This is a genomic window from Telluria mixta, assembly GCF_029223865.1.
Lineage (GTDB): Bacteria > Pseudomonadota > Gammaproteobacteria > Burkholderiales > Burkholderiaceae_D > Telluria > Telluria mixta.
Genome location: NZ_CP119520.1, coordinates 6540986 through 6555305 on the forward strand (window position 1 = coordinate 6540986; position 14320 = coordinate 6555305).

12 protein-coding genes are annotated in these 14320 nt (G+C 64.6%); 9 read left to right on the plus strand and 3 right to left on the minus strand.

Annotation, left to right across the window (positions count from 1 at the left end):
• The gene (locus P0M04_RS28840; RefSeq protein WP_259450922.1) at positions 1-4413 is read right to left on the minus strand and encodes a DUF6861 domain-containing protein; all 4413 of its coding nucleotides are present in this window, start codon (positions 4411-4413) and stop codon (positions 1-3) included.
• A 138-nt stretch (positions 4414-4551) separates the two neighbouring features.
• Between P0M04_RS28840 and P0M04_RS28845 the strand changes: the two genes are divergently transcribed.
• From P0M04_RS28845 to P0M04_RS28865, 5 genes are all read left to right on the plus strand, one after another.
• Positions 4552-6927, plus strand: a complete 2376-nt coding sequence (locus P0M04_RS28845; protein WP_259450921.1) for a type VI secretion system Vgr family protein — start codon at positions 4552-4554, stop codon at positions 6925-6927.
• Between the two features lie 8 nt (positions 6928-6935).
• Positions 6936-7808, plus strand: a complete 873-nt coding sequence (locus tag P0M04_RS28850; protein ID WP_259450920.1) for a DcrB-related protein — start codon at positions 6936-6938, stop codon at positions 7806-7808.
• Positions 7809-9083, plus strand: a complete 1275-nt coding sequence (locus P0M04_RS28855; RefSeq protein WP_259450919.1) for a PAAR domain-containing protein — start codon at positions 7809-7811, stop codon at positions 9081-9083.
• Positions 9084-9115: 32 nt separating this feature from the next.
• Positions 9116-9844 carry an SMI1/KNR4 family protein gene (locus tag P0M04_RS28860; protein WP_259450918.1) on the plus strand — a complete coding sequence of 243 codons (729 nt, stop codon included), beginning with the start codon at positions 9116-9118 and terminating at the stop codon, positions 9842-9844.
• Positions 9845-10007: 163 nt separating this feature from the next.
• Complete coding sequence (locus tag P0M04_RS28865) at positions 10008-10481, plus strand: hypothetical protein (RefSeq protein WP_259450917.1); 474 nt, start codon at positions 10008-10010, stop codon at positions 10479-10481.
• A gap of 17 nt (positions 10482-10498) precedes the next feature.
• Here the strand turns inward: P0M04_RS28865 and P0M04_RS28870 are convergent, their stop codons facing one another.
• Positions 10499-11656, minus strand: coding sequence for a serine hydrolase domain-containing protein (locus P0M04_RS28870; RefSeq protein ID WP_259450916.1), 1158 nt, complete (start codon positions 11654-11656; stop codon positions 10499-10501).
• A gap of 78 nt (positions 11657-11734) precedes the next feature.
• Between P0M04_RS28870 and P0M04_RS28875 the strand changes: the two genes are divergently transcribed.
• The 4 genes from P0M04_RS28875 (at position 11735) to P0M04_RS28890 (ending at position 13230) form a co-directional block, all read left to right on the plus strand.
• Positions 11735-12172, plus strand: a complete 438-nt coding sequence (locus tag P0M04_RS28875; RefSeq protein ID WP_259450915.1) for a GFA family protein — start codon at positions 11735-11737, stop codon at positions 12170-12172.
• A 98-nt stretch (positions 12173-12270) separates the two neighbouring features.
• Positions 12271-12642, plus strand: coding sequence for a hypothetical protein (locus P0M04_RS28880; protein WP_259450914.1), 372 nt, complete (start codon positions 12271-12273; stop codon positions 12640-12642).
• Positions 12635-12880: a hypothetical protein gene (locus P0M04_RS28885; protein WP_259450913.1), complete on the plus strand. Its 246-nt coding sequence runs from the start codon at positions 12635-12637 to the stop codon at positions 12878-12880. The genes P0M04_RS28880 and P0M04_RS28885 overlap by 8 nt, the downstream gene beginning before the upstream one ends.
• Positions 12877-13230, plus strand: coding sequence for a hypothetical protein (locus tag P0M04_RS28890; RefSeq protein ID WP_259450912.1), 354 nt, complete (start codon positions 12877-12879; stop codon positions 13228-13230). Before P0M04_RS28885 ends, P0M04_RS28890 begins: the two co-directional genes overlap by 4 nt.
• A 9-nt stretch (positions 13231-13239) precedes the next feature.
• On the opposite strand, the gene P0M04_RS28895 is transcribed toward P0M04_RS28890, so the two are convergent.
• Entirely contained in the window at positions 13240-14229 is a 990-nt protein-coding gene (locus P0M04_RS28895; protein ID WP_259450911.1) for an aldo/keto reductase, read from the minus strand.
• Positions 14230-14320: the final 91 nt, after the last annotated feature.

The window sequence follows — 14320 nt, forward strand, 5'->3', positions numbered from 1 at the left end:
TTAACGACAACGTGTTCCGCCACCCCATGTATTCCGACCACCAACACCGTTTGCGTGATAGTCAAGGTGACGCGACCCATGATCCGCCCTGTCAACCAGCTGCAAAAGTCCACCTACTTGGCCGTGGTGGTGCCACGTCGTTCCGGCAAAAGCCCTTCCCCTGAAGGTCCCAAGCCTTGTGGGAGCAACGTATTCGGAAATTCCGGGATACCTTGCCTCGAGCGCCGCCGCAAGCGCCGGGTCATTTTTGATCGCGTAATGAAGCTGTCGATTTCCCTCACTGAAATGCTCTGCGTCCGTCAGACGATACATATCTTCCGGCAGTCGTGCTTCAAAGTGAGCATCATATACACCTGGGTCGTAGCTAGCCAGGCCCAATGGATCAATCCGCCCGACAGGATTTGGCGCGTATTGATAGGTATTTATTCCTCCAATTAGTCCAATCGGATCAATCGAAACAAACCGCCCAATATCTGGATCATAATAACGGAACCGGTTGTAATGCAACCCGGTCTCGTTATCGTAATACTGCCCCTGGAACCGAACAGGCTGCGCCTCTCCGATCTCATCGGCCAATGAGATCTCTTCCTGCACTACCTCAAGCACATTCCCCCAGGCCCGATACCGCGCCGCCCACACGACCCGCCCATCCGCATCGGTCATTTCCCGTGGCGTCCCCAGGTGGTCCGTATGCAAATGCCGCACCTCGGCCCGTGCCGCGCTATTCACATCTGCGACGGCATCCACCCGCGCCAGCGGCACGAACGCATCCTCGCCGTACACGTACGTCCGCGAGTGGCTACCACGCTGCTCGCACAACAACCGGTTGCCATCCCAGACAAAGCGGGTCACGCCGAACCCATCCCGCTTCGCAATCCGCCGCCCGAACGGATCGTAAGAATAGTTGACGGTCTGCGCGGTATCGTTCGTCCCGCGCGACACCACGCTGCGCACCAGCTGATGCGCCGGATTCCACTCGAAGCGCATCCGCGTATGCTTGCCGACCAGCTTCTCGACGACGTTGCCATGCGCATCGTAGTCATAGCGCTTGTCCTCGTACACCCGGATGCGGTTGCCCTCGACGCGGCCGACCGGCACAACGGCCGTATCGAGCAGATTGTGCGCGGGGTCGAACGCGAAGCGCTCGCTCAACTGCGGCTGCACGGCCGACAGGATGCGCCCGATCGGATCGTAGCTGTAGCGCGTGACACCGTTGCGCCGGTCGTCGATCGACACAAGGTTGCCGACCTCGTCGTACTCATACTTGCGCGCGATGACGGTCGACGCGCCCTCGCCCGCCGTCTGCGACAGCAGCCGCCCCACCGGGTCGTACCGGAACTGGCTGACGAGCGCCCCCTGCGTGCGGGCGATCATCCGGTGCGCCTGGTCGCGCTCGATGTCGGTGATGACCTCACCGTCCAGGTTGACCTGGTGCAGGTGACCCGAGCCGTAGTACAGGTTGTTCAGGACGCGGCCATCCGGCAAGGTCGTCTGCACGCGGTTGCCCAGATCGTCGTAAGCGTGACGCAGCATGACGGACGTACCCGATGCGTCGGTCTGCTCCGCAATCAGCTGCCCGATCGCGTCATACGACATGCTGACCGTCGCATCCGCATTGATCGCCTGCGTCATGCGCCCAAGCGCGTCGTACGCGAAGCGCAGCCGCATCTGCTGCGCCTGCGCCGCACCCGTCACGCGTGAAATCACCTTTTCCGTCAACTGGCCCAACGCATCGCGCACATACGTCGTCGCGATCGGCGTGAACTCCGTGCGCGGCGCGCAGCCCAGTTCGTCCTTGCCGACGATGAGGCCACTGTCGTCGTAGCGGTAGCGCGTCACGCGCGCATCGAAGCTGGTTTCTTCCGCCAGCCGGTCCAGCGCATCGTAGACGAAGCGGTGCACGTCGCCATTTTCGTTGATCAGTTCAGCGATGCGGCGGGCCGCGTCGTAGCGATATGCCAGCACGCCGCCGCGCGCGTCGATGCGTTTCAGCGGCCTGCCGTCGCGATCGAGTTCGTACGCGGTGCGGTGGCCCGCTGCATCGACGTGGGCGACGAGGCGACCCAGGCCGTCGTATTCGTAACGCTCGGTGGTGCCGTCGGCATGCGTCACGGCCTGCAGGCGGCCCAGCGCGTCATAGGCGTAGGTGCTCGCGTTGCCGTTGGGGTCCACGGCGCGCGCGAGGCGGCCCTCGTCGTCGTAGTCGAAGCTGCTCATGCTACCCGAGCAGTCTGTGTAGCGGATCAACTGGCCCGCACGGTTGTAGGCGAGCTGCTTGATGCCGCCGCGCGCGTCGACGACTTTGACCGGCAGCCCGCGGTCGTCGTACTGATACGCGGTGCGCTGGCCCAGCGCGTTCGTCACGCTGGTCAGGTTGCCGTTCGCGTCGTAGCGCAGCACGGTCGTCGCGCCGAGGGCGTCGGTGATGAGGGCCGGCTTGTCGAAGCGCGCGTCGTAGACGATGCCCGTGCCCCGCCCGCCCCGTTCCACGCGGACGATGCGGCTGCGCTCGTCGTAGCGGTAGCGCACCGTGCGGCCGGCCGGATCGGTCAGTGCGAGCAGGTTGCCATTCTCGTCGAGACGGCGCGTCGTCACGCCGCCCGCCGCATCCACCTGCGCGACCAGGCGCCCGCGCGCGTCGAACCGGTAGTGCTGCGTGCGGTCCAGCTGGTCGGCGACGACCGTTTCCTTGTCGAGATAGCGGAAGGTCCACCACTGGCCCGTGTTGGTCCAGTTGCGCAGCACCTTGCCGTCCGGCGCCTCGACGTCGTATTCATAGCGCGACACGAGGCCGTCCGGCTGGCCATGCTCCACCATGACGTGATGACGGTAGGCGAACTCGCGGACCACGTCGCCCACGCGATTGCGCACGCGCCGCAGGTCCCCGGCGTCGTCGTACTCGTAGCGCACCAGCGTGACGGCACCGCCTCCCGGCTCGGCCGGCATCAGGGTCACGTCCAGCAGGCGCATGCCCCCGGCAACGCGTCCGAACTCGAGGGCCAGGCCGTGGCCCGCGCTGTCGTCGATGCGCGCGGGCAGGCGGCGCGCGTCGTACGCGATGCGGATATGGTTGTCGTTGGCGTCCTGCCAGCCCGTCAGCCGGGCGATGCCGTCGTCGTACAGGACGGCGAACTGCGTGCGCAGGCCGTTGTTGTCGACGAGTTCGAACGTGGTTTCGCCCGTGCGCGCCAGCGTGATCTGTTCGGACGGCGAGTAGATCGCGTCACCGACCCGCGGCAGCGAGAACGTGATGCCGCGGTCGAACGCATCCAGCACGACGACTTCGTCGGCGCTGAGCTGCAGGCTGTCGCTGATGGGCAGCGCCCAGCCCTGCCCCAGCCAGCCGACGCGGTGCAGCGCGGAGCTGTAGGTGCGCTGCCATACGACCGGCAATGGCGCGGGCAAGGCGAAGTCGAGATCCAGCTCGCCGAGCAGCACCTTGCTGCCCCGGATCGGATCGACGGGCTGGCCGACGAGCGTGCATGGCGGCTGGTGCTCGGCCTCGCCGCGCTTGATCACTGAAGGTTTCTCGACCGGCTTGGGCGTCTCCGCCGCCGCTTTGGCCGCTGCGCCCTTGCCCGCTTCGGCCTGTCCCTGTGCCGACGCGATCCTGGGCTGCAGGTTCGGGTGCGCCATCAGCTTGTCGCGGTTCTGGCCGACCCATTCCGCGAACTTCGGACCCAGCTTGCTGTTCGACAGGTTGCGCACCAGGAGCGAACTTTGCACCTGGCCGCGCGACAGGTACAGCACGAGCGCCGTCAGGATCGCCTTCACGAGCAGCATCTGCCCTTGCGCGAACGATTCAGTCGCCTCACGCAGCATCGTCGTGCGCCGGGCGGTGGCGTCGGCCGGCAGGTCACCGGCGTGCCAGGCGGTCGCGAAACCGTGGGCGGCATGGCGGCACAGGTCCGGTACGGTGCTGCTCATGTCCATGACCAGCATCCCGAGCCCCATCCAGACGAGGATCTCGCCGCCGATCGCAACCCCGGCCTGCGCACCCACCGCCGCGCCCGGGATCGCACCCACGCCGAAGGCCAGGGAGCCCAGCGCGCCGCCCGCCGCCGCACCGAGCACGGCGCCGCCGCCCAGGTACAGCGCCATCTGTTTCATCACCTCGACCAGCACGTCGACGATCATCGCGAAGTTCAGGCCGGCGAACTGCTGCTTGAGCAGTTCCACGAAGCGGGGCCGGGACGCATCGAGCGCCTGTTTGACGGCCAGCGCGTTGCGCACGCCACCTACGTCCGCACCGGCGTCGGCGATGCGGCCGAGCGTGGCGCTGGCCTGGTGCGACCAGCGCTGCACGCGCCGTTCGACGTCGAGCCGGGCCTGCGCACCGGCCTGGGCGTAACGGCGCTGCATGGTGTCGAGTGCGCGCGTCAGATCGGTCCAGTTGCTGGAAAAGTCAGACATTATGCTTGAGAGAAACGAATTGTGAACGGCGCCAATGGCCGATTTAACGAACAGTAAATTTCTGATAGTATATACATGATTTAACACAAATCTAACAATCCCCCGTGCGGAGGACACATTCGATGCAGGAGCTGCGATATGCCATCAGATTCGCTCGATAACGGGATCAAGGCGCTCGGCGTGGCCGGCACCGCCCTCGACACCGCGGCACGCCTGAAGGCCGGTTCGGGCACCGCGGCCCTCGCGTCCGGTGTGGCCGGGCTTGCCGGGCACGCGAGCCCGCAGCTGGCGCAGGCGCTCCAGGTCGCGTCGCAGGCGCATTCGCTGGCACAGCATGCCGGCGCGCTGGCCGATCATTCGGCTCAAGGCGCAGGACAAGGCGCGGCACAGCCCGCGGCGCAGGCACAGGCCGCAGCCGCCGAACATCTCGCCCTCGAAGAACACCCCCTGGCAGGACAGGCCGTCAGCGATTTCGCCGGCAACGAGCCCCAGTACGTGCCGCCGAATATCGATCCCGCCGGGCAGGACGACGTCGTATCTGCCGTGGCCTCGATGCTGGCGAAGTTCAACGACGGCAAGCGCCTGCTGCGCTTCTATTCGCCTTTGCAGGGCGAGAAAGCGCTGCTGATCGAGTCGCTGAGCGGCTCGTCGGCCGTGTCCGACCAGTTCGTGTTCAACCTGAGCCTGATCTCGGAAAATGCCGCCATCGATTTGAAAGACCTGATGGGCAAGAACGTCAGCGTCGGCGTGCAGCTGGCGGACGGCAGCGAACACTTCGTCAACGGCTACGTGCATTCGTTCGGCTTCAGCCATTCGGACGGCGGCTTCGCGTTCTATCACGCGCAGATCGTGCCCTGGCTCAGCTACCTGAAGCAGCGTGTCAACTCGCGCATCTTCCAGGACCAGAGTGTGCTCGAGGTGCTCGACACGATCTTCAAGGGCGACTACAACGGCCTGGCCACCTACGAATTCCGCGTCAGCCAGACCTACCGGCCCGAAAACTACATCGTGCAGTACGACGAGACGGACGAACACTTCGTCTGCCGGCTGATGGAAAAGTACGGGCTGTTCTACTACTTCGACCACAAGCCGAACGGCCACGTGATGGTGATCAGCGACGATTCGCGCTCGGGCGCGTTCTGCCCGCCGCAGAAGGACCACGCCGAGGTCGAATTCAACGGCGGCAACCGCTGGCACGACCGCGACAGCGTGACGGCCTTCGCGGCCGAACGCAACCTGCAGCCGACGAAGGTCGCCCTGAACACGTTCGACTTCAAGGCGCCCAACGCGATGCAGTACGTGGAGCTGCCCACCGTCACGCAGCAGGGCGACATGCCGACCATGGAAATCTATGACGGCAACCCGGCCTTCTCGTACCGGGACAAGGACGACGGCCAGCGCGAAGCGCGCCAGCGCCTGGAGGTGCTGGAGTGGCAGGCCAAGGTCTTCACGGGCGCGTCCGACTGCCGCGGCCTCGTCGCCGGACACACGTTCAAGCTGCTGGATCACCACTGGTTCGATCCGGCCACCGAGGGCGACAACGACTTCCTCGTGCTGTCGGTGCAGGTCAGCGCCCGCAACAATTATTTCGAGCGCGGGCAGAGCGATGTCTATCGCAACACGTTCACCGCCATCCGCCGCAAGATCCCCTATCGCCCGCGCCGCGCGCATCCGCCGCCGCGCATGCCCGGACCGCAGACGGCGACGGTCGTCGGGCCCAAGGGCACGGAGATCCACACGGACCAGTACGGCCGCATCAAGGTGCAGTTCCACTGGGACCGCTACGGCCGCCGCGACGAACGCAGTTCGTGCTGGATCCGCGTCTCGCAGCCGTGGGCCGGGCGCGGCTGGGGCACGATTTCCGTGCCGCGCATCGGCCAGGAAGTCATCATCGACTACCTTGAGGGCGACCCGGACCGCCCCGTCTGCACGGGACGCCTGTTCAATGCCGACCAGCCGGTCCCGTACGGCCTGCCGGACGGCGCCCACATGATGGGGTTCAAAAGCCGCTCGACGCCCGGCGGCGGCGGCTTCTGCGAGATGGTGATCCATGACAGCAAGGGCAAGGAACTGATCAATATCCACTCGCAGAAGGATATGGTCACGACCGTCCAGAACACGCAGGCGACGGTCGTCAACGGACCGCACCAAACCAACACGGTCAGCACGGGCTACCAGACCAACACGGTCAAGCAGTACATCGTCACGACGGCGCAGACGGGCCACATCCACGACACGGCGAAAACCAATATCGAGCTGACCGCCGAGGACGACTACATCCACGCGACGGCGAAGACGAACATCGAGCTGGTCGCGCAGAACGCCCACCTGCACCAGACGGCGAAGCAGAACATCGAGCTGACGTCGCAGACGGAGCACATCCACCTGAAGGCCAACACCGACATCACGCTGGAAGTGGGCAGCAGCAAGATCGTGTTGCAGGCCGACGGCACGATCCTGATCCAGGGCGTGAACGTCGCCGTGATGGGCAGCCGGATCGACCTGAACAAATAAACGAGCCAATGAGCGAGCGCGCCATGTACCACGCCAATCACGCCACCTTCGAACTGCCCACGCAGTTGAAGGACAAGACGATGCACATGTTCACCTTGCGCGACGACGGTCCCAGCGAGTTCAACGTCGTCGTCTCGCACGCGGACGTCAAGCCCGAGGAGCAACTGGACCAGTTCGGCGAGCGCCTGACGAAGGAACTGACGCGCGCACTACCCCGGTTCCAGTTGAAGGCGATGACGGAACGCCTCGTGGACGGCGCGCCGGCGCTGGAACTGGCCTACAGCTGGCGCAACGAAGCGGGTTATATGCACCAGCGCCAGATCATCACGCTGGTCCAGGGCAGCAAGCCGGGCACGATCGAGGCCATGCTGATGGCGGCGACGTGCATGCGCGAGTTCAGCGACGAGTGGAATGCCGCGTTCGACGCGATCGTCGACAGCATCAGGCTGCGCCGCCCGCTGCCGCAGGCTCAGGACGCGCCGCCCGCGGCGACCTCCCCTGACCTGCCGACGATCTTCGCCCTGTCCGAGCCGCGCAAGACCTTGCACGTGTTCGCGGACAGGCACGAGGCGGGCAACAGGCTGTCGGCCCGCGACGTCAACCAGGACCACTGGGAATTCTATGACGCCGACGGCACGCGCCTGCAGGCGAACGTCTCGCGTACGAACGCCGGGCTGTCGCTGCTGCGGCCATCGGGCACGGTCACGCTGCAACGCACGCCGGAACCACCGGGGCCGGCACTGGCGGAGCGGCTGCACCTGGCCCAGTACATCCAGGCCAGTTCGTCCTCCGTGCCGTTCTACAGCCTGACGGAGGTGCGCGCGCATCTCGATCGCGTCGCGCAAGACCGGGTCGCGCAAGACCGGGGCGCGGAGCGCTAGATGCCGGCAGCGGCACGGCTCGGAGATCCGATCGGGCACAGCCCGACCATGAGCTGGCTCTTGAAAGGCCTGCTCATCGGCGCGGCCATCGCGGTGGCCGGCGTAGCGATCGTTGGCACAGGCGGCCTCGCGGCGGTGGCCGTCGTCGGCGCGGGCGCCGCGATGGGCGCGGGCCTGGGCGAGGCGATGAGCACGATGAGCTTCGCCGGCAAGGAGGTTACGGGCGCCATTGCGGCGACCGGCTCGTCCAATGTGTTCGTCAACGGCATCGCTGCTGCACGTGCGCACGTCGACAAGGTCCTGTGCTCGAAGCACCCCGGACCGATACCGATCGCGACGGGCAGCGGCCAGGTCTACATCAACGGCATGCCTGCGGCGCGCGTGGACGACAAGACCGGCTGCAGCGCTGTCATCACGAAAGGATCGGGCAACGTCTACATCGGCGGCGGCACGGCGCAGACCGACACGATCAACCCGGAAAACCTCGTGCCCGGCTGGGTGCATGCGTCGCTGCTGGTCGTCGGCGTGGGCTCCGCGATCGTCCTCGCCGGGCCCGTGGTCGCGGTGGGCGGCCTGGTGGGCGCGTTCGCCGGCGGGATCGGCGGCGGCTGGGTCGGCGGCAAGGTCTTCGGCGAAGGCAGCGACGGGCAGAAATGGTCGGCGATCGCGGGGAGCTTCCTCGGTGGCTACCTGGGTGCGAAGGCGGCGCCGGGGGCGTGGGAGTTTGCGCAGCGGGTCCAGGTGTCGGTCGAACCGGGTACGCTGGGCATGAACGGCGGGAACGTCCGCGTCTCGCTGCGCCCGCCTGCGACGACCGCCGAGCCTCCGGCCACGCCGCCGGTAGAACCGCCGCCCCGCGTCTCGGCATCGACGTACGCGCGCCTGCGTTCCAAGACGCCGAGTTCCGCGATCCAGAAACAGGTCAACGAAGGCGTGACGTTGCCGATGCCCGATCGTGCCCTGCCCGGCCTGACGGTCACGAAACCGCTGCACGCCGATCACATCGTGTCGATGAAGCAGATCACGGAAATGGAAGGATTCGCCCGGCTGTCGCAGGAAGATCAGCTTGCGGTGCTGAACAATCCCCGCAACTTCATCGGCCTGAGCGAAACGGCGAATACATCGAAAGGGGCGAAATCGTTCGCCGAATGGACCGAATACAAGAAGGGCGGCATTGCCGTCGACCCGGCATTCCGGCAGGAGATGATGCAGAAAGAGGTCGACATGGCGGCGGAGTTGCAACAGCAGATTTATAATCTCCTGGGCGGCGGCTAGCGTGCACGGGCAATCACTAACAAGACGAAGCGATGACGACAGAATTCGACAAGAACGCGGTACTGAATGAATTGCAGAAGTTCGTGCAGCCGGCCGCATTGATGGCCACGCCGGCCGAAGCGGAAGCGGATCCGGCTGTGCCCGTGCAATGGCTGCGCTTTATCGACGAGCAGGAACACGGTCGCAGGCTGGCGCTGCTCACGGAATGGAGCGACTTTGCCGCGGAGTGGCCCAGCGTCCAGGATTTCCTGCGGACGATGCTGAAGCGCCTGTACGTATTGCGCGAACAGGACGACACGTTGTCGCTGCTGTATCTCTACACGGTCGGCGGCAATGACCTGAACTTTTATCGCGGGCGCGCCCCGATCACGGAAGTCCCGGAGCGCCTGCGCCCGATATGGGACTGGGTGCCCGCCAAATTCCGCGATTTTTATACGCAGTTGCACGATGGCTGGACCTTCCTGCCGGCGAATTCGATGGGGCCGTTGCCGGTCGAGGATTGGGCATTCCTGTCCGACGACAAGTTCGACATCGACGATGACACCGCGCGTCGGTTGCCCATCGATATCTCCCGAACCGTGGCGGTGTTTCACAACGGCGCCGGCGATTATCTGTGCCTGAATTGCGTAGGCAACGGCGAAGCCACGGGCGTCATCTGGTGGCACGAGGATCCCGAGAATCCCGAGCCGGTCGATTTCTGGGGTGTGCTGGACGCGTGGGTCGGTATCTTTCTGGAAGAAGCGGACCGCCACGGTGCATGAGCGGATCGCCGAACTGTGCAAGGAAGGCGATGCGCTGGCGGCGGCAGGCAGGCTGGACGATGCCAGGCCGAAAGTTGACGCGGGCGTATATGGGTGGTGCGATCAATATCTTCATGGAAGATGATCCCAAGTACCTAGCATTCCTCGAAACGAGAATCGCTCTGTGACCCGGCCCATCCATTACTGCAAAAGCTGGTTTCGTGCGAAGAAAAAGCCGACCGAGCTTTGGTCTGAAGAGAAAGCCGAGGCTGCGCACCGGAACCGACTTCCTTACACGGCACTGGTCGGCAACGCGGAACAGCCTGACTGTTTCGTGCATGTCGCCGACAAAGTGATCGCGGTAGGTTTTCTCGATAGCCTGTTACGCGAGTCACTGACCTATGCGTTCAAGGAAATCGAGGCAGGAAGACTGTTTCTTACAATGGCCATTCATCGAGAGTTCGAGACCGACACCGACCAGGTCGCCTGTGGCGTCACGTACCTTTTCGATCCAGGCGGCACGGTGCACATCCGGCGTGAATTTTTCAAGCCTCATCGTGTCGACACCGCGACGTCGGCATTCGATCCCACATCGAATGATGCGGTGTGGCCCGACTTCGGCGCCTACGACCATCTCGTGCGTGTCGATCGGGGCTGATCGCAAAAAATCTTTCACTACGGCCTCGCCCAGCTCACGGCACCATATTCCCAGCTCCACGGCATGCCGGTGTCGCCAAGTACGATTTTTACGATCCCGGGAAACAATGCCTCGGCACGAACGTCGTTCGAAAGAATGACGATGCAGCGCTTGCGCTCTTCGAGACACACCCAGGTATTGCCGGTCGAATCGTTGTGGCCGCCCTTTTGAAAACCGGCACCTCGCGGGCCGATAAAAGTCACGACGCCAAGCCCCGCAGCCAGGTTCCGGTGACGCTTGTCCGGCGCGGCAAGCGGCTGTAGCGACGGGAACTGTGACGCGGTTTCGATTGGCAGCTGGGCCCGGGTCAGCTCCCGCCGCGACGCCGGCATCAAGCCTTCTCCGCTGACATAGGCGGCCGCAAACCGGGCGAAATCGGTGATCGTCGTGTCCATCGAGCCGGCCGCCCTTGTCTTGCTGCGTTCGTCATGCGGCTCGACGGTGCCATCTTCCTGCCAACCATCGGCCAGGTTGGCGGCAAAGTCCGGTCGCCACGTCATGCTCGTGTTCTTCATGCCAAGACGATCGAACACGCGTCTCTGCATTTCGTGGCCCAGGTCAAGGCCAAGCCCTCGCTCGATCACGAATTGCAGGAGGATCATGCCGTCGCCCGAATACGCATAGCGCGTGCCGGGATCGAAGTGGAATCTCAGCTTGCCGTCCGGCTCGAGGAAACCGAAATTGGAAAAGCCGGCGCTATGCGTCAGCAGGATACGCGGCGTGAGCTTGCGCCAGCGTTCGTCGCCCGCGAGCCCCTCCCATGCCGCGTATTTCCTGGCTTCGCCGGTATAGTCGGGCAATGGCCTGGGCAAGTAGGCGGCGATCGACGTGTCGAGATCCAGCTTGCCCACTTCCACCAGTTGCATCACCGTGTAGGCGAATACGGCTTTTGTCAGCGAGGCGCCATACATCACCGTATCGGGCGTCAATGGGTCGCCCTTGGCGTTCCGCACGCCCCACGTGCCGATCCTCGTGACCTTGCCGTTGTCGATGACGGCAACGGCAAGGCCTTGTGCATGCGTACGTGCCATGCCTTGCGTAACATAGTCGTCCAGGGCAGGACCGCGCGTGTGCGCGGCGCAGGCGACCAGCAACGAACAGGCGAACAACGCACATCGTTTGACGCAGGCGTGCATGGACAGGCCCTCCGGTGACGGTGCCGTTCATTGTAGACTTGATGCCGTGCCGAATACAGCGCAGTGAAAGGAGATTTTATGAACAGCGGTCAGACGCAGTTTCGAGGCTCATGCCATTGCGGGGCAGTGCGATTCCAGGTCCGGTTGACTGGAGGACTCGGTGCCGCGCGGCGCTGCAACTGTTCCTATTGCAGCATGCGCGGCGCGGTTGCCGTGACGGCCGCCCTCGGGGACCTCGAGATCACCTCGGGCGAGGAATGGCTCACGCTTTATCAATTCAACACCATGCAGGCGAAGCATTATTTTTGCTCGAAGTGCGGGATCTACACGCATCACCAGCGCCGCTCCAATCCAGACGAATATGGCGTGAATGCCGCCTGCCTGGACGGGGTCAGTCCATTCGATTTCCCCGAGGTGCCCGTCAACGAAGGGCGCAACCATCCCTGCGACAGGCCCGCCGATGGCGGCTCCGACATCGCGGGATACCTCCGCTATTTTCCTGTTACCGCTCCGTGACAATGTGCGTACCTCTGGCGGGGCCGAACTGATATCGTTGGCCTGCTCCCCCGTTGGGGCGAAGACAAACGCACTGAATAGATACCGCGATGAAACACATGATGTTGGCCACCCTGATGAGCCTATTGTCGGCGCAAGCGTTCGCCTGCCCGCTGTCCGAGTCGCTGATGACGCGCTACGGCGTCTCGTTCTCGGGTTTCAGCACGGCGATTCCGGAATCCACGGCACCCGACACGGCACACGGCGGACCATTCGTCCGCGTGCGCATCCCGGACGCGAGCAACGTGGCCGACGGCTTCCGCCACACCATCGTCATGGATCGCGGCACGAAGAAAGTCTGGATCCTCCGCACCGGCGGCTTCGTCGGCGTCTACCAGTGGTATGGGCCGGTCGATGCCGTCAATCCGTCGCTCGACAACTGCCGGCTGGAGCCGACGGATGGCCCGAATCGGGACGAGCGCCATGGATGATCAACTGCGGGTGCGCGTCGCCGACAACGAGACGATTTGCATCGATGGACGCCTGCTGACCGGTAATACCGAACTGGTCGACGCGCTCAGATCGGCCTTGCAGAACAATCCGAACGTCGCGCTCGTGATCGAACCGGTGGAGGCCGAATACTACGCGGGCGTCGCCAAGGTCATCTACGCAAGCCAACGCGCCGGGGTACCGGTCGAGAACCTGCGCTACGCGATGGGGAAGGCTTGAAGTACATGGATGCGCCGGCAGGACAGGGGCACGCATGCTGTTGCAGGCATCCGCCGTTCCGGTTCGTCGACTACGATAGCGTGGAACTTGGCGAAGACAGCCGCGGGGCCGAGGTTTCGCTCGCGACCTGTAAGTCGTGCGGCGCCATCTGGCTCAAGTATTTCATCGACGAGCCGCACTATCCTCGCTCCGGCCGCTGGTGGCGTGTCGAGATCGCCGCCGCGGACGCGAGTGCGATGTCGGCTGCCGCCGCGAGGGAATGTGTCGAGCGTTCCCGCGAAGGGTTCGCCGGCGGCAGCTTCTTCGACTCGCATGGCCATGCGATCACGGCCCCGATCAAGGTCCGATAACGCGCCCCATCAGCGATCCACCATTGCCATCGCCTTCTCGTTATAACGCGCCCCCGCCACGCCGATCTGCGTCAGCGCCCCGTCGAGGCGGCGCAGGTCGTCCTCATCCAGCTTTACGTCAGCCGCAGCCAGATTCTGTTCGAGGTACGTGCGGCGCTTGGTGCCCGGAATCGGCACGATGTCGTTCCCCTGCGCCAGCAGCCACGCCAGTGCCACCTGCCCCGGCAGCGCGCCATGCCGCGCCGCGATCTCTTTTACCAGGTCGGCGATGGCGAGGTTGCGGTCGAAGTTCTCGCCCTGCAGGCGCGGATCGTTCTGGGCGCGGAAGTCGTCGGCCGGATAGTCCTCGGCGCGCTTCGCCGTGCCGGTCAGGAAGCCGCGACCGAGGGGGCTGAACGGCACGAGGCCGATGCCCAGTTCGCGCAGCACGGGCAGCACGTCGGCGTCGAGGTTGCGTTCCCAGATCGAGTACTCGCTCTGCAGCGCCGACACGGGCTGCACGGCGTGCGCGCGCCGGATCGTCGCAACGCCCGCTTCCGACAGGCCGAAGTGCAGCACCTTGCCTTCGCGGATCAGATCCTTGACCGTGCCCGCCACGTCCTCGATCGGCACGTTCGGGTCGACGCGGTGCTGGTACAGCAGGTCGATGCGGTCCGTGCGCAGACGTTTCAGCGATGCCTCGACGACCTCGCGGATGTGTTCCGGCCGGCTGTCGGCGCCGGCAAAATGGCCCTTGCCGATGACGAAGCCGAACTTGGTCGCGATCTGGACTTCGTTGCGCCGGCCTTCCAGCGCGCGGCCCAGCAATTCCTCGTTCGTGAACGGGCCGTAGACTTCCGCCGTGTCGAAGAAGGTGCAGCCCAGGTCGATGGCGCGGTGGATCGTCGCGATCGACTCCGCGTCGTCCGGCGTGCCGTAGGCGTGGCTCATCCCCATGCAGCCCAGGCCGATGGCGGAGACTTGCAGTCCTTGGGATCCCAGTTGTCGAGTCGTCAGCATGTTCTTCATCCTTTTTTGAAAAACGCCGCGGGTCGCGGCCTGGAGACAATGTAGCCGTTGCGCCTTGCAAAGAAAACACCAATAATCGGCG

Coding starts and splice junctions, on each gene's coding strand:
- P0M04_RS28840 (WP_259450922.1), bottom strand. CDS start 4,413: ATGTCTGACTTTTCCAGCAACTGGACCGATCTGACGCGCGCACTCGAC.
- P0M04_RS28845 (WP_259450921.1), top strand. CDS start 4,552: ATGCCATCAGATTCGCTCGATAACGGGATCAAGGCGCTCGGCGTGGCC.
- P0M04_RS28850 (WP_259450920.1), top strand. CDS start 6,936: ATGAGCGAGCGCGCCATGTACCACGCCAATCACGCCACCTTCGAACTG.
- P0M04_RS28855 (WP_259450919.1), top strand. CDS start 7,809: ATGCCGGCAGCGGCACGGCTCGGAGATCCGATCGGGCACAGCCCGACC.
- P0M04_RS28860 (WP_259450918.1), top strand. CDS start 9,116: ATGACGACAGAATTCGACAAGAACGCGGTACTGAATGAATTGCAGAAG.
- P0M04_RS28870 (WP_259450916.1), bottom strand. CDS start 11,656: ATGCACGCCTGCGTCAAACGATGTGCGTTGTTCGCCTGTTCGTTGCTG.
- P0M04_RS28875 (WP_259450915.1), top strand. CDS start 11,735: ATGAACAGCGGTCAGACGCAGTTTCGAGGCTCATGCCATTGCGGGGCA.
- P0M04_RS28880 (WP_259450914.1), top strand. CDS start 12,271: ATGATGTTGGCCACCCTGATGAGCCTATTGTCGGCGCAAGCGTTCGCC.
- P0M04_RS28885 (WP_259450913.1), top strand. CDS start 12,635: ATGGATGATCAACTGCGGGTGCGCGTCGCCGACAACGAGACGATTTGC.
- P0M04_RS28895 (WP_259450911.1), bottom strand. CDS start 14,229: ATGCTGACGACTCGACAACTGGGATCCCAAGGACTGCAAGTCTCCGCC.